Origin of the sequence: Sphingopyxis alaskensis RB2256 (assembly GCF_000013985.1) — a bacterium.
GTDB classification, from domain to species: domain Bacteria; phylum Pseudomonadota; class Alphaproteobacteria; order Sphingomonadales; family Sphingomonadaceae; genus Sphingopyxis; species Sphingopyxis alaskensis.
Genome location: NC_008048.1, coordinates 957,596 through 972,015, shown reverse-complemented (window position 1 = coordinate 972,015; position 14,420 = coordinate 957,596). Strand labels below are relative to the sequence as shown.

The following is a 14,420-nucleotide window of genomic DNA, read 5'->3' as shown; positions in this document are numbered from 1 at the left end:
CCGCCACGCTAGCGTGCTCCCTCGGGCCACAGCACGACGCGCACGGTCTGGAGCAGGATCAGAAGGTCGAGGAAGGGCGAATAATTTTTGGCGTAGTAGAGGTCATATTCCAGCTTCACGCGCGCATCGTCGACCGACGCGCCATAGGGATAGTTGATCTGCGCCCAGCCGGTCAGCCCCGGCTTCACCATGTGCCGTTCCGCATAATAGGGCAGCGCCTTTTCCAGCTCGGCGACGAAGCTCGGCCGTTCGGGACGCGGGCCGACGAAACTCATGTCGCCTTTCAGCACGCACCAGAGCTGCGGCAGTTCGTCGATACGCAGCTTGCGGATGACCCGCCCGACGCGCGTGATCCTGGGGTCGTTCTCGCTCGCCCACACCGCCTTGCCTTCGGCCTCCGCGTCGGTGCGCATCGAGCGGATCTTGAAGATGTCATAGGGCTGGCCGAACAGCCCGACGCGCGGCTGGCGGTAAAAAACCGGCCCGCGGCTGTCGAGCTTCACCGCAATGCCCGCGACGATCATCAGCGGCAGGCCGATCACCAGCACGATCAGGCTCGCGGCGATGTCGAACAACCGCTTGCCGACCTTCGAAATCCGCTGCCCCGCCGAAAAGCCGTCCGAAAAGATCAGCCCGCTGGGATTGGTGGTCGCCAGGTCGACGCGCCCGGTCTCACGCTCGATAAAGCTCGCGATGTCGTTGACATGCACGCCCGTCGTCTTGACGCGCAGCAGGTCGGCGAGCGGCAACGCCTTGCGCCGCTCCTCGAGCGCCAGCACCACCTCGCCCGCGCCGAGCGCGACGACATGGTCGGAAAGACTGGCAATCTCCTGTCGCGGCACGGCGCCCGCCACGGTGGTCTCGGTCGCGCTCATCGCGACAAAGCCGACGATGTCGAGCCCGCTGCCCGGCGTCGCGGCCAGCGCGGCGAGCCGGGCCGCGCGCGGTCCGGCGCCAAGCACGAGGATGCGGCGGCGAAAGGCATCGGTCCCCGCCGACTGGGTGAGCGCCAGCCGGATCAGGAACAGCGCCGCGATCGCAATCCCCATCGCGTAAAGGCTGTTCGCGCGCCACAGGGTCGCGGTCGGCAACAGGAAGCCCAGCACGGACAGAAAGATCACGCCGAGCGAAATCGCGGCGAGCAGCCGCGCGGTGGCAAAGCGCATCGAGCGCAGCCCTTCGCCACCATACATTCCGGTTGCCATCATCGCGAGTGAATTGGCGGTGGCAAAGGTCAGCAAGGGCAGCGCGCGCTCGCCCAGCGGCCCGGCGTCGAACCCCGCCTGCCAGGCATAAAGATGCCACGCCCCCTCGGCCGCGCCGAGCAGCGCGCAAAACTCGATCAGCGCGAGCCAGACGACCGCGTGCGGGACATAATGTTTGAACAGCCGGATCATGTCGGCTCGATACTAGAGGCGAGGCGTCAACTGTCGGTTAATTTTACACTTACCCAAGGAGGAAAGGTCCGGGCACGAAAGGATTTTTTCGCAACCCCTGTTGTTAATGCAACTAATTCGCATTAGACGGCACCGCGACTCGTCCGGATTATCAGGGGAAAATCAAAGTGAACACCGCGCGTATCGCCATGCTCGTCTGCACCGCGCTGGCCAGCGGCACCGCCTTCGCCGCCGAAGCGGCTTCGGCCGATTTCGAGGATCGGGACCAGATCGTCGTCACCGGCTATGCGGGGACCAAGACCGATACCGCGCTGATCGAACTGCCCCAGCCGGTCAAGGTCATCACCGCCGACCAATATGAGGCGCAGGGCGCGATCAGCATCAGCGACACGGTGAAATATGCCGCGGGCGTGCTCGCCAACCCCTATGGCCGCGACACGCGCGTCGACGGCTTCAACGTGCGCGGCATCGACGCGCTGCAATTCCGCGACGGGATGCGCGACATTTTTTCCTTCTACGCCAGCATCACCTCGGACCCCTATAATTTCGACCGCGTCGAGATTGTGCGCGGCCCGGCGTCGGTGCTGTTCGGCCAGGGGTCGATCGGCGGCCTCGTCAACCTTGTGTCGAAAAGCCCCGGCTTTGAAACGCAGGGCGAAATCAACCTCGTCTATGGCAGCTACGACCGCAAGGAAGTGCTCGCCGACGTCAATCTCGCGCTGTCCGACAGCTTTGCTGTCCGTGCGGTCGGTCGCGCGCGCGACGCCGACACCTATGTGAAGCACGTCCCCGACGACCGCGTGATGTTCGCCCCCTCGCTCCGCTGGCAGCCGACCGCCGACACCGACGTCACCCTCACCGGCCTCTATCAGGAGGACGACACCGGCTCGACGTCGCAGTTCCTGCCGATCATCGGCACCTTCCGCCCCAACCCGGGCGCGCCGGGGACGCTCGACCGCTACACTTTCGTCGGCAAACCCGGCTGGGACCGCTACGCCGGCCGCTCGCTCCAGGGCATGGCGAGCGTCGCCCACGATTTTTCGGACGCGGTGCGGCTCAGCCTCAAGGCGCGCTATATCGACAGCGACCTTGAGTATTTCACCCATTATACGAACAGCTATTCGAACCCCACCGATCCCTTCGCCGCCGACCGCCGCACCATCGGCCTTTATGCCGATGCCAGCGACGCGCGGATGAACGTCTTTTCGACCGACAATAATCTCCAGTTCCATTTCAACACCGGCGCGCACGTCGAGCACAAGCTGCTCGTCGGCCTCGATTACAGCTGGAACAGGGTGGGCAAGCGTTACGCCGGCGGGCTGGAGACCATCGACCTTTACGACATCGACTATGACGCGCTGCTCACCTACGATCCGAGCGGACCCTTTTTCAGGGAATCGCAGAAACAGCTCGGTGTCTATGTCCAGGATCAGATCCGCTTCTTCGACCGCGTTTCGGTCGTGCTCGGCGCGCGGCGCGACCGCGTGACCGGCTCGTCGGGGCAAAAGGACAATGCCACCACCTTCCGCGCGGGCATCATCGGCGACGTCGGCGCGGGCTTCTCGCCCTTCTTCAGCTATACCGAGAGTTTCCTGCCGATCGCGGGGTCGCTCAGCGACGTCGACGGCAACCTCGGCGACCCGTTCAGGCCGCAGACCGGCACGCAGTTCGAGGCGGGGGTGAAATGGCAACCCGGCCCCGGCACCCTCGTCACCGTCACCGGCTTCCGCGTCAAGGAACGCAACCGCGTCATTTACGGCGAGGGCCAGTCGATCACCCAGTCGGGCGAACTCACCACCAGGGGCATCGAGGTCGAGGCAAGCCACAGCCTGCCCGGCAATTTCGACCTGCTCGTCAACTATGGCTATAACAAGCTGAAGTCGGAGGTGAACACCGACCTCGACTATCTGCCGCGCCACATCGCCTCGATCTGGTCGACCAAGACCTTTGGGCTGACGGGTGAGGCACAGCTGCGGCTCGGCGCCGGGGTCGTCTACACCGGCAAGCGCCGCTCGACGGGCCCTGCCTGGTCGCTGGTCACCCCCAGCAACACCACCGTCGATGCGCTCGCCGAGGTCAGCTGGAACAACTGGCGCTTGGCGATCAATGCGACGAACCTGCTGGATAACAGATATTTCGCCTCCTGCCTCGCGCGGGGCGACTGTTTCATGGGCGCGCCGCGCAATGTGATGGCGACCGTCGGTTACCGCTTCCGATGAGCGAGACCGCGCCTCTGGTCTGGCCCCTCCTGACTTTGGCGGGCGCCGCGACGGTCGTCGCCGCGGTGCTGCAACTGCGCCGCGCGTGGAGCCTGCCGCGCCGCTCGGCGGCGGCGAACGGCGTCGGCTGGGCGCTGATGCTCGTCGGCCCGGCGCTCGCGCTCGCGGGCGATGGCGCGTGGGGGCTCGCGGTCGCGTCGCTCTGCGGCATGGCCGCCGCCGCGCTGCTCCTCGCCCATGCCGGCTGGACCGCGCCCAGGGGCAAGGGCCGCGCGTCGGACCGCAAGGCGCATATGCTCCCCGAAAAGGGCGAGCCGCGTGCATTGGGTCGCCGCCTGCTCACCTTCCTCCTCACCGTTCCGCTTGCCTTTGCGGCGGCGCTGCTCGCCGCGCTCGGCGCGCGCGCGTTCGCGGGGATGGCGGGGTGGAGCGACGCCGACGGCAATGCGATGGCGCTGCTCCTCCTGCCCCTCCTCTGGGGCATCCTCGCCTTCTGGCTGCTCATGCTGCCGCGCCGGCGTTCGCAATACACGCTGCTCGCCTTTCCCGCCGCCGCCGGGCTCGGCCTGATTTTCGTCGGAGGCGCCCTGTGACCCTCGCTTTTTCCAAGGACGCAGTGCAGCGTGCGTTGTCGGGCCACGCCGCGATCGGCCTGCTTGCCTCGGCGCTGCTCTATCTCATCTGCCTCACCGGCACCGTCGTTGTTTTCTATCAGGAATGGCAGCGCATCGAACAGCCGAATGCCCCCGAAATGGCGGCGATCGCCCCCGACGCGGTGCAGCGCGCCGTCGCCGCGGTGCTCGCGAGCGAAAAGGGCAAGCCCGCCACGACGCACCTCTATGTCCATATGCCGGTCGGCGGCCTGCCGCGCACGACGATCACCACCGACCATCAGGCGGTGCACATCGACGCCGATGGCAGGATCGCCATGCCCGAGGAGAATGCCTGGTCGGAGTTTCTGCTCCACGCCCATTATTCGCTCAACATTCCGGGCCTTGTCGGCATGACGATCGTCGGCATCTTCGGCGTGATGATCCTCGCGCTCACGCTGTCGGGCATCGTCGCGCACCCGCGCATCTTCCGCGACGCCTTTCGCCTCCGCGCGCGCGACAATCATGGCGTCGGCCTCGCCGACTGGCACAACCGGCTGAGCGTCTGGACCCTGCCCTTTTCGCTCGCGATCGCGCTGACCGGCGCGATGATCGGGCTTGGCGTCGTCGGCGCCCATGGCCTCGCCGCCGCCTTCTACAACAATGACGTCGAGGCCGCCTATGCGCCGATCTTCGGCGAGGAACATGGCGCCGACGCCCGCCCCGCGCCGCTCGCCAATGTCGCCGCGCCGCTCGCCTGGCTCGCCAGGAACCACCCCGAAGTGCGCCCGACCTACGTCATCCTCCACGATCCACAGACGCGCGGCCAGCATATCCAGCTCATCGCCGAACATCCGCGCCGCCTGATCTACGGCGAAACCTATCAGTTCGGCGCCGACGGCGGCTATCATGGCAAGGTCGGCCTGTCCGACGGGCATATGGGGCAACAGCTCGCCGCCTCGACCTACAACCTGCATTTCGGCAATTACGGCGGCCTCCCGGTCAAGCTCGCCTATATCGTCTTCGGCCTCGCACTCACCATCGTCGTCGCCACGGGCACCTCGATCTGGCTCGGCAAAAGGCAGCGGCGCGGCCTCCACGAGCCGCGGCTGCGCGCGGGCTGGGACGGCGTCATCTGGGGCGTCCCGCTTGCCCTCACCCTCACCTTCCTCGCGCGGCTCCTCATCGGCAACGGCGCGCCGCTGATCGCGATCTTCTGGACGCTGACAATCGCAATCCCGTTGCTCGCGATCGCCTTCGCGGCAAGGCGCCCCAAACGGCTGCTGCAATATCTGCTGTGCGGATCGCTCGCGCTGGCGCTGGCAAGCTGGTCCGTCGTGTAGGGCGGCGTGCTGTATAAAGCCGCGCTCGCAGCCCGCCCCATAGTCCAAACGCGCAGCAAATCCCCGGCGCGACGAACCCCGTGCCCTCCGCCCGCATCACACCGAAAGGAAAAATGGCCGAAATAGGCCAGTTTAGGGTTGACCCCCAGCGGATACAGCGGCCAACATGCCCCTATCCAGACAATTTGATAAGGGGGGGCTCGATGCGCAAGGCAATGATGTTTGGTCTTTTGGCGGTTGGTCTCGCGGGATGCGGATCGGGCGGCGACACGGCCGCCGATGCCGGGGCCGGTGACAAGGGCGGGTCCACGGCGGCGGCCAAGGCAACCCCCGACGAGGTGCCGGACAGCAAGTTCGACGCCCGTCTTTACAGCGTTGCCGAAGCGATGGACATGAGCGTTTTCGGGCTCAAGTTCGACATGACGATCGACGAGGTGCGCGCCGTCCTGACCGAACAGGGGTTTGCCATCCCCAGCGACTATGCCGACCGGGGCGACCCCCGCGTGCGCGGCCGCTCGCTTGACCTGGGACTGGGGCCGCGCGCCGACAAATCGCCCGGCACGCGGCAGGAAATGAATTATAACTGGTTCCGGATGCCCGACGGCGTCGACATCGAAACGCCGAGCCACTTGCGCCCGCGCAACACCGAAACCATCGCACCCTGGTTCTATGTCGATGCGAATGGCGTCCAGCGCCTGTTCTCGGTCCACTACCGCCGCGGTTTCGACCCCAGCGTCGATCCCCGCGCCTATGCCGCCACGCTGGAAAAGCGGCTGGGCGAGCCGAGCAAGGCCAATCGGAAACCGGGCAATGTCATGGCCTTTTATTATGTTCAGGCGCCAGTGCCCAAGGGATATGAAGCCGACGTCGACGATCGCGAGACGTTCGAGATGGATCGTCAGCACCCGATCAAGGCGAGCCGCAGCTACTGCCTGTCGGAAATGCGCCGCGACGTCGCCAGGGAACCGTCGCGCGAATGCGCGGCGGTGTTCGCGGGCGATGCCGCCGGTCAGCGGCTGTTTTCGGCGCTCAATGCGCGGCGCAAGGGCCATCCCTTTTCGCAAGTGCTCGAGTTTCAGGTGCTGGAAAGCGGCATGCGGCTCGAGTTCCGCGCCGAATGGCTCCCGGAGGTGATACAGAGCGCGCAAAGCGAGCAAAGGCTCCGCGCCGAGATCGCGGCACGCAAGGCGCGCGCCAGCCAACCGGCCGCCGCGCCCGAAGGGCTTTGATCGTTAAGATTCGGCGGTCCCAAGGGATTCTCGTGCCTCAATCCCCGGCGAAATCGAACGCGCTCACCCCGCGCTCGCCGTCGCGGAACCGCAGCGGGCGGCCGCGTGGCGGCATTGACCGCTGCACGCATCCGGTGCGCGTGCAGCGGCGACATCCCAGACCGATAGGGGTTGCGGGCGATCGCATCAGGTCGATGCCGCGCGCGGCGATCAAGGGCGCCGCGACCTTGGCATCGACGCCGACGCATACCGCGAAGCGCGCGGGCGTGCCGCTCCCGGTCGCGCCGGGGGCGGCGACGCTGCGGCTTTGCGTGAACCAGCGCGTCCCGTCCTCCAGCTCGACCAGATCGGCGATCACCTCGCCCGGCCGCGCGAACGCTTCGTGGATTCCCCACAACGGGCAGCGCGCGTCACCGTCGGTCAGCGGCGACTGGCTCGCCCCGGCGTAGCGCTTGCTCCCCTGCCCCGCGCGGTCGATACGCAGCATGAAGAAGGGCAGCCCGCGCGCGCCGACGCGCTGGAGCGTCGTCAGCCGGTGCGCGACCTGCTCGAAACCCGCGCCAAAGCGCCGCTGGAGCAGCAGCAGATCATATCCCGTCGCATCGCAGGCGCGCAGGAAACGGCCGTAAGGCATCATCAGCGCCGCCGCGAAATAATGGATCAGGTGCCGCTCGAACAGCCGCGCCGCGGCGGCTTCGGCGAATTCGGCGCCCGCGACCAGCGCGTCGATCTCGCCCTTCGCCTCGATCTGCGCCAGCGTCGCCGCCGCCTGAAAGGTCCGCGAGGCGGGGCGTAGAAGTTCGCTCAGCATCAGTTGCCGCGCGTGCCAGTCGAGCCAGCGGAGGCGGTCGGGCATCACGTCGCTGGGCAGGATGCGGATGCCGAGCTGGTGGCGCGTGCGCAAACGCTCCGAAATCGTGCCATAGAGGTCGCCCCCCGCGAGCCGCAACTCGTCGGCCAGTTCCTCGGCGCGGGCGTCGAGGTCGGCGAAATGGTTGCGCCATTTTTCGATCGCGCGGCGCACCGCGGCCACTTCGGGTGCGTCGCCGTCACCTTCCGCCGCCGCCTCGGGGGCCGCGTCGAACAGTCGCGCGAAGGCCGCGGCGGTCGCGGGCGCGGTCTGGAGCCACGCCTCGACCTCGTCGGCGCCGATGCCCAGGTCGGCGAAGCGCGGGTCGGCGATCCGCCGTTTGAGCCCCGCCGCGCCCCCCGCCACCGCCTCGCCGCCCAAGGTCGCGGCGTCGAACGCAAAGCGTTCGGCCAGCTTTACCAGGACTGTGGCCGACAGCGGGCGCTGGCCGTTCTCGATCAGGTTGAGGTAGCTCGGCGATATGTCCAGCGCGTCGGCCATCGCGGCCTGGGTCATCCCCGCCGCGCGCCGCGCCCGCCGCACCGCCGGCCCCGCAAACACCCGCCGCTCGATCATCTTTGTAACTTTCTTTACTAATTTACACGCTGATTTACACCTATCGGCGGTATTTCACAAATATTATTGACAAATCTTTTCCCTTTCCGCGACACCTTCGCCAACATCCACCCATCACCTCCGCACAAGGACAAAGACGATGGGTTATCAGGAAGACATGGCGCAGGCCGGCCGCCTCATCCGCGACCATGACGGCGCATGGGATGCCATCAGCGGCGAAAGCGTCGCCCGGATGCGCGCCCAGAACAGGTTCAGGACCGGCCTCGACATCGCCCGCTACACCGCGCGCATCATGCGCGCCGACATGGCCGCCTACGACGCCGATCCCGCCAACTACACCCAGTCGCTCGGCTGCTGGCACGGCTTCATCGCGCAGCAGAAGATGATCGCGATCAAGAAGCATTTCGGCACGACCAAGCGCCGCTACATCTATCTGTCGGGCTGGATGATCGCCGCGCTGCGCAGCGAGTTCGGCCCGCTCCCCGACCAGTCGATGCACGAAAAGACCAGCGTTCCGGCGCTGATCGAGGAAATCTACACCTTCCTGCGTCAGGCCGACGCCCGCGAACTGGGGATGCTCTTCCGCGACCTCGACGCCGCGCGCGCCGAGGGCGACGAACTCAAGGCCAAGCAGGTGCAGGCCGCGATCGACAATCACGAAACGCACGTCGTGCCGATCATCGCCGACATCGACGCAGGCTTCGGCAATGCCGAGGCGACCTACCTGCTCGCCAAGAAGATGATCGAGGCCGGCGCCTGCGCGCTCCAGGTCGAGAACCAGGTTTCCGACGAAAAGCAGTGCGGTCACCAGGACGGCAAGGTCACGGTTCCGCATGAAGATTTTCTTCAGAAGATCCGCGCCATTCGCTACGCCTTCATGGAACTGGGGGTCGAGGACGGCATCATCGTCGCGCGCACCGACAGCCTCGGCGCGGGCCTGACCAAGCAGATCGCCTATTCGAAACAGCCCGGCGATCTTGGCGACCAGTATAACAGCTTCCTCGATTGCGAAGAGGTTCCGGGCGCGGGCAACCCCGGCGATGTCCTCATTAACCGCAACGGCAAGCTGATGCGCCCAAAGCGCCTGCCCTCCAACCTTTATCAGTTCCGTCCCGGAACCGGCGAGGACCGCTGCGTGCTCGACTGCATTACCTCGCTCCAGAATGGCGCCGACCTGATCTGGATCGAGACGGAAAAGCCGCACATCGAACAGATTGCCGGCATGGTCGACCGCATCCGCGAGGTCGTGCCCAATGCGAAGCTCGCCTACAATAACTCGCCGAGCTTCAACTGGACGCTCAATTTCCGCCAGCAGGTCTATGACAGCTGGGCAGAGGAGGGCCGCGACCTGTCGGCATATGACCGCGCCAAGCTGATGAGCGCCGAATATGATGACAGCGAACTTTCCAGCGAAGCCGACAACCGCATCCGCAACTTCCAGCGCGACGCGGCGAAACGGGCGGGCATCTTCCATCACCTGATCACGCTGCCGACCTATCACACGGCCGCGCTCAGCACCGACAATCTCGCCAGGGAGTATTTTGGCGACGAAGCGATGCTCGGCTATGTCAAGGGCGTCCAGCGCAAGGAAATCCGCGAGGGCATCGCCTGTGTGAAGCACCAGAATATGAGCGGAAGCGACATCGGTGACGATCACAAGGAGTATTTCGCCGGCGAAGCGGCCCTGAAAGCCGCCGGCAAAGACAATACGATGAACCAGTTCGCGGCTTGACCGAGCTCGGCGCGAGGGATCCGTTGCAACCCTCGCGCCAACCCGCTCGGCGCGGGACGCCTTGCACAATCGTCCCGCGCCTCCCGCGCTTTCCTGGGGAGGAAAGCCTGTCCGCCGGAAGCCCGAAAAGGCTTCCGGCGGACATTTTTACTGGCGCAGCGCCGCCTTCTCTTCGCGCGTTTTGACGAGCGACCAGATGATGCCGCCCGCGATCAGCGCGACGGTCACGCCAAGACTGACAAGCGGCGGGAACTTGTCGCTGCCGAGGATGAAATCGGCAACGAAGATTTTCGACCCGATGAACACAAGCACCAGCGCAAGCGCATATTTGAGATAATGGAAGCGATGCACCATCGCCGACAGGGCGAAGTAGAGCGCGCGAAGGCCAAGGATCGCCATGATGTTCGACGTATAGACGATGAAGGTGTCCGTGGTGATCGCAAAGATCGCCGGCACGCTGTCGACCGCGAACACCAGGTCGGCGAGGTTTATGACGACCAGCGCGAGGAACAGCGGCGTCGCCGCGAGCGCCAGCTTGCCCGTCTTGCTGTCGGGCACGCGGACGAAGAAGCGCTCGCCGTGCAGTTCGTTTGTGATCGGCATGTGGCGCGACAGCCATTTGACGACCGGATTGCCCGCAACGTCCATCGGCTTTTCGCTTGCAAACAGCATCTTGACGCCGGTGAAGATGAGGAAGGCGGCGAAGACATAAAGCAGCCAGCCATATTCGCTGACCAGCGCCGCGCCGCCCGCGATCATGATCCCGCGCAGCACGATCACCGCGACGATGCCCCAAAGCAGCGCGCGATACTGGTAACGCGGCGGAATCGCGAACGTCGTGAAAATCAGCGAAATGACAAAGATATTGTCGATCGACAGCGCCTTCTCGATAAAGAAGCCGGTATAATATTGGAGGCCGGCCTCGCCGCCCTTCGCGCTCCAGACCCACGCGCCGAACGCGAGGGCAATGCCGATGTAAAGCGCCGAGAGCTTGAGGCTCTCGCCGATCCCCATTTCCTTGTTTTCCTTGTTGAGAATGCCAAGGTCAAAGGCGGTCAGCGCGATGACGATGGCGATAAAGGCCAGCCAGAACCAGGCCGGGGTGCCCAGCCAGTCGGCGAACAGAAACTCCATGATGGTGATTCCCTGGATAGGCCGCGCGCGCCACCGTTGGGCGGCGCACGAGGCTGTCGATGGTCGGGCGGTTTAGCGGGCGGGCACGGGGCGCGTGACGAGCGCAGCGAGCCGCCGCTTGACAGCGAACTTCAGCGTCCTGAGCCGCAATAGCCGGAATGGATCGACGCCGTGCCACCGCGCCTCGCGGCGTTCGGCTTCGTCGAGCTGGCGATGCAGCTGGGTCAAACGATAGAAATTACGATGAAAACGCATCGAAAAGGGCCTCCTGATTGATCATCAAGCAGGTGACGCCGATGCCGAGCCCTGAACAGGGGGGAGGTAGGGCCGCAAGCATCGGTGTCACCCGATGCGGTCCGACATCACGCAGCGGGTAAATCCCGCCGACGCCAGAGGGGCCCGGCCCGCACCCCCTTTATCTAGGAGTCCGGCGCCCGGCTTGCAAGTCCCCCCGCCAAGCGCCACGCTGCCGATGAACAGGAGGATGACCGATGAGCGTTGCAATCGCAAAGGATGGGCCCGTCACCATCGTCACCATCGACCGGCCGAACAAACGCAACGCAGTCGATCCGACGACCGCCGAGGCACTAAGGGACGCCTTCACCGCCTTTGCCGCCGACGAGGCGGCAAAGGTCGCGATCCTGACGGGTAGTGCGGGCCATTTCTGCGCAGGTTTCGACCTTGGCGCGGTCGGCGCCAGCCGCCACGATCCCGACGGACCAGGTCCCATGGGCCCGACGCGAATGTTGATGGACAAACCCGTGATCGCCGCGATCGAGGGCCATGCGGTGGCAGGTGGGCTCGAACTCGCGCTCTGGTGCGACCTGCGCGTCGCTGCCGCTGGTGCCGTTTTCGGCGTCTATTGCCGCCGCTGGGGCGTCCCGCTGATCGATGGCGGCACCGTCCGCCTTCCGCGCATCGTTGGGCAGGGGCGCGCGCTCGACATGATCCTCACCGGTCGGCCGGTGGCCGCCGACGAAGCGCAGCGCATCGGCCTTGCCGACCGGGTCGTTCCCGACGGCGACGCGCTGAGCGCCGCGATCGATCTCGCGAAACATGTCGCTGCCTTCCCGCAAATCTGCATGAACAGCGACCGATTGAGCGCCTATCGCCAGTGGGACTTCGACATCGAAGGCGCACTGGCGCACGAAGCCCGCGCAGGGGTCATCCCGCTCCGCGAGGGGGCAGCGGCGGGCGCGAGGCGATTTACCGAAGGTGCAGGCCGCGGAGGCAGTTTTGCGCCTTTAAGGGAGACTGACTGCTAGGGTCAGGACCCCTCCACCGCGCTTCGATTGCTCCTCCGTGCCGGGGCGGAGCGGCAGCTTCCGGACGAAACCAGCCCCCAGTCTATCGCTGCCCCATCAGCTTCATCGCCATCGCGGTCAGCGCCTCGGTCGCGGTCGAAATCACCGCTGGCGCGTCGGGCGCCCAGAAGGGCGAGTGGAGGCTGGGCAGCGTCCGCCCTTCCTTCTTCGCCGCATCAAATTCGGCCTGCGGGACGCCGCCGACCCAGATGATCAGGCTCTTTATATCCTTGTCCGCGCGCGCGAAGCGGCCGAAATCCTCACCCCCCATCACGGGCGGAACCTTGACGACGCGCGTTTCGCCGAAGCTGGTCTTCAGAAAGGTCGCCATGTCTTCGGTGAACTCGGGCGTGTTGAAGGTGGCCGGCGTATATTCGTCCTTCTGCACCGTCACCACGGGCATCCGGTCCTCGGGCATTCCCGCCGCGATCGCCTCACCCTTGGCGATGCGGGCGATGCCGTCCAGCAGATGATCGCGCACCGCGTCGGTATAGCTGCGCACCGTCAGCTGGAGCCGTGCCTCGTCCGAAATGATGTTGTGTTTGGCGCCAGCGTGAAAGCTGCCGACCGTCACCACCGCGCTGTCGAGCGGGCTGATCTCGCGCGACACCAGCGTTTGCAGCGCGCCGACAATGCGGCTCGCCAGCACGATCGGATCCTTTGTCGTCTGCGGATAGGCGCCATGGCCGCCGACGCCCTTCACAAGGATGTCGACGCTGTCGACATTGGCGAGCGCATAGCCCGGCGCATAGCCGATCATGCCCGCGGGAAACTGTGCCGCATCGTGGAACGCCAGCACATATTCGGGCTTCGGGAAGCGCGTATACAGCCCGTCCTCAAGCATCATCCGGGCGCCGGCACCACGTTCCTCGGCGGGCTGGCCGATCATCACCAGCGTGCCCGACCATTTATCCTTGTTCGCCGCCATCAACCGCGCCACGCCGACCCAGGCGGCCATGTGCGTGTCGTGACCGCAGGCGTGCATCACGCCCGTTTCGACGCCCTCGGCGGTGGTGACGCGCACCTTCGACGCCCCAGGCAGCCCCGTCTGTTCGGTAACTGGCAGCGCGTCCATGTCGGCACGCACCATCACGATCGGACCGGGCCCGTTCTTCATCACCGCAACGACGCCGGTGCCGCCAACCTTTTCGGTGACCTCGAACCCCAGCTTGCGCGCCTCGGCCGCCAATATCCCCGCGGAGCGCACCTCCATGAAGCTGAGTTCGGGATTGGCGTGCAGATCGTCATAAATCGCCATCAGCGACGGCATCTGCGCCTGCACCTCGCCGCGCAGCGTCTGTGCCGATGCCGGCACCGCCAGCGCCAGCGCCGCCGCGCCCATCCAGAAAGCGCGCATCATCCCTCTCTCCTCCATCAATTTGCCGGAACCAGCTCGATCACGTCGAGCAGCGATTCATAAGCCGGCGCGGGCAGCACCAGCCGCCAGCGATTGTCGCCGATCCGCTCGATCAGCCCCGCCATGTCGCGCATCCGGTCGCTGCCGTAATTGATCGCCATTTTTTCATCGCCAAGCTCAAGCGTGCCGAGGAAAATCTGACGCCTCAGATTGTCGGGAAAGATCAGTCCGACGGGACGCTGCGACCCGGTCAGCTTGGTGAGACTCGATAGCCCTTGCTCGGCCGTGACGCGGCAGCGGAACCAGCCATAGGCGATAAAGCCCAGCCCGTCGCGCCCCTTCGCGCCGATCTTGATCGTCCGGCAACGATAGTCGCCCGCCGGCAGGTGCGCGTTGGGCAGCGCGGCCATTGGCTGGAGCAACGCCCCCTCATCGTCGATTTCGGCGCCGTGTCCCTTCGCACGCGCATCGGCGAGCGCGGCCTGCCAGCTGCCGTACCAGTCGCGAATTCGTTGCTTGTCGGCATCGGTCGCCGTCGCGCGCCACGTTCCGCCCGCCTCCGCTGCATCACCCGCCGATGGCGGTATAGCGGGCACCACGGCCCGGCACGCGCCCAGGGTGACGCCGAGCGCCACCGCCAAAACCCAGATGGTGCGACCCATGATTCTCCGTTTCTCCCCGGCCCTGTT

Annotated in this window: 12 protein-coding genes; 6 read left to right on the top strand and 6 right to left on the bottom strand. The window is 65.8% G+C overall.

Translation table 11 applies throughout. From position 1 onward, the window contains the following. Positions 1–8: 8 nt before the first annotated feature. Positions 9–1,397 carry a TIGR03013 family XrtA/PEP-CTERM system glycosyltransferase gene (locus SALA_RS04790; protein WP_011541254.1) on the bottom strand — a complete coding sequence of 463 codons (1,389 nt, stop codon included), beginning with the start codon at positions 1,395–1,397 and terminating at the stop codon, positions 9–11. A gap of 188 nt (positions 1,398–1,585) precedes the next feature. Here SALA_RS04790 and SALA_RS04785 point away from each other — a divergent pair, with 188 nt between their 5' ends. The 4 genes from SALA_RS04785 (at position 1,586) to SALA_RS04770 (ending at position 6,778) form a co-directional block, all read left to right on the top strand. After that, complete coding sequence (locus SALA_RS04785; protein ID WP_041383704.1) at positions 1,586–3,616, top strand: TonB-dependent siderophore receptor; 2,031 nt, start codon at positions 1,586–1,588, stop codon at positions 3,614–3,616. Further along, positions 3,613–4,209: a hypothetical protein gene (locus SALA_RS17070; protein WP_041383097.1), complete on the top strand. Its 597-nt coding sequence runs from the start codon at positions 3,613–3,615 to the stop codon at positions 4,207–4,209. The genes SALA_RS04785 and SALA_RS17070 overlap by 4 nt, the downstream gene beginning before the upstream one ends. Beyond that, positions 4,206–5,549 carry a PepSY-associated TM helix domain-containing protein gene (locus SALA_RS04775; protein ID WP_041383096.1) on the top strand — a complete coding sequence of 448 codons (1,344 nt, stop codon included), beginning with the start codon at positions 4,206–4,208 and terminating at the stop codon, positions 5,547–5,549. The genes SALA_RS17070 and SALA_RS04775 overlap by 4 nt, the downstream gene beginning before the upstream one ends. Before the next feature lie 203 nt (positions 5,550–5,752). Continuing rightward, positions 5,753–6,778 (top strand): hypothetical protein, encoded by a 1,026-nt coding sequence (locus SALA_RS04770; protein WP_011541251.1) that lies wholly within the window; start codon positions 5,753–5,755, stop codon positions 6,776–6,778. A 37-nt stretch (positions 6,779–6,815) separates the two neighbouring features. Here SALA_RS04770 and SALA_RS04765 read toward each other — a convergent pair whose 3' ends face one another. Next, complete coding sequence (locus tag SALA_RS04765; RefSeq protein ID WP_011541250.1) at positions 6,816–8,204, bottom strand: helix-turn-helix domain-containing protein; 1,389 nt, start codon at positions 8,202–8,204, stop codon at positions 6,816–6,818. Between the two features lie 139 nt (positions 8,205–8,343). Between SALA_RS04765 and SALA_RS04760 the strand changes: the two genes are divergently transcribed. Continuing rightward, entirely contained in the window at positions 8,344–9,936 is a 1,593-nt protein-coding gene (locus SALA_RS04760; RefSeq protein ID WP_011541249.1) for an isocitrate lyase, read from the top strand. A gap of 147 nt (positions 9,937–10,083) precedes the next feature. On the opposite strand, the gene SALA_RS04755 is transcribed toward SALA_RS04760, so the two are convergent. Together SALA_RS04755 and SALA_RS04750 are read right to left on the bottom strand one after the other, a co-directional pair. Continuing rightward, positions 10,084–11,070 carry a TerC family protein gene (locus tag SALA_RS04755; RefSeq protein WP_011541248.1) on the bottom strand — a complete coding sequence of 329 codons (987 nt, stop codon included), beginning with the start codon at positions 11,068–11,070 and terminating at the stop codon, positions 10,084–10,086. Between the two features lie 72 nt (positions 11,071–11,142). After that, entirely contained in the window at positions 11,143–11,325 is a 183-nt protein-coding gene (locus tag SALA_RS04750) for a hypothetical protein (protein ID WP_041383095.1), read from the bottom strand. A 236-nt stretch (positions 11,326–11,561) separates the two neighbouring features. Between SALA_RS04750 and SALA_RS04745 the strand changes: the two genes are divergently transcribed. After that, a complete protein-coding gene (locus tag SALA_RS04745; RefSeq protein ID WP_011541247.1) occupies positions 11,562–12,335 on the top strand; it encodes a crotonase/enoyl-CoA hydratase family protein in 774 nt (257 codons plus the stop codon). 82 nt (positions 12,336–12,417) lie between these two features. Here the strand turns inward: SALA_RS04745 and SALA_RS04740 are convergent, their stop codons facing one another. Together SALA_RS04740 and SALA_RS04735 are read right to left on the bottom strand one after the other, a co-directional pair. After that, complete coding sequence (locus SALA_RS04740; protein WP_041383703.1) at positions 12,418–13,731, bottom strand: amidohydrolase; 1,314 nt, start codon at positions 13,729–13,731, stop codon at positions 12,418–12,420. A gap of 17 nt (positions 13,732–13,748) precedes the next feature. Continuing rightward, positions 13,749–14,393 carry a DUF4893 domain-containing protein gene (locus tag SALA_RS04735; RefSeq protein WP_011541245.1) on the bottom strand — a complete coding sequence of 215 codons (645 nt, stop codon included), beginning with the start codon at positions 14,391–14,393 and terminating at the stop codon, positions 13,749–13,751. Positions 14,394–14,420 lie beyond the last annotated feature (27 nt).

Bases quoted from the DNA above. Each gene is read 5' to 3' on its own strand.
- SALA_RS04790 (WP_011541254.1), bottom strand. From the start codon at position 1,397: ATGATCCGGCTGTTCAAACATTATGTCCCGCACGCGGTCGTCTGGCTC.
- SALA_RS04765 (WP_011541250.1), bottom strand. From the start codon at position 8,204: ATGATCGAGCGGCGGGTGTTTGCGGGGCCGGCGGTGCGGCGGGCGCGG.
- SALA_RS04770 (WP_011541251.1), top strand. From the start codon at position 5,753: ATGCGCAAGGCAATGATGTTTGGTCTTTTGGCGGTTGGTCTCGCGGGA.
- SALA_RS17070 (WP_041383097.1), top strand. From the start codon at position 3,613: ATGAGCGAGACCGCGCCTCTGGTCTGGCCCCTCCTGACTTTGGCGGGC.
- SALA_RS04760 (WP_011541249.1), top strand. From the start codon at position 8,344: ATGGGTTATCAGGAAGACATGGCGCAGGCCGGCCGCCTCATCCGCGAC.
- SALA_RS04745 (WP_011541247.1), top strand. From the start codon at position 11,562: ATGAGCGTTGCAATCGCAAAGGATGGGCCCGTCACCATCGTCACCATC.
- SALA_RS04750 (WP_041383095.1), bottom strand. From the start codon at position 11,325: ATGCGTTTTCATCGTAATTTCTATCGTTTGACCCAGCTGCATCGCCAG.
- SALA_RS04740 (WP_041383703.1), bottom strand. From the start codon at position 13,731: ATGCGCGCTTTCTGGATGGGCGCGGCGGCGCTGGCGCTGGCGGTGCCG.
- SALA_RS04755 (WP_011541248.1), bottom strand. From the start codon at position 11,070: ATGGAGTTTCTGTTCGCCGACTGGCTGGGCACCCCGGCCTGGTTCTGG.
- SALA_RS04735 (WP_011541245.1), bottom strand. From the start codon at position 14,393: ATGGGTCGCACCATCTGGGTTTTGGCGGTGGCGCTCGGCGTCACCCTG.
- SALA_RS04785 (WP_041383704.1), top strand. From the start codon at position 1,586: ATGCTCGTCTGCACCGCGCTGGCCAGCGGCACCGCCTTCGCCGCCGAA.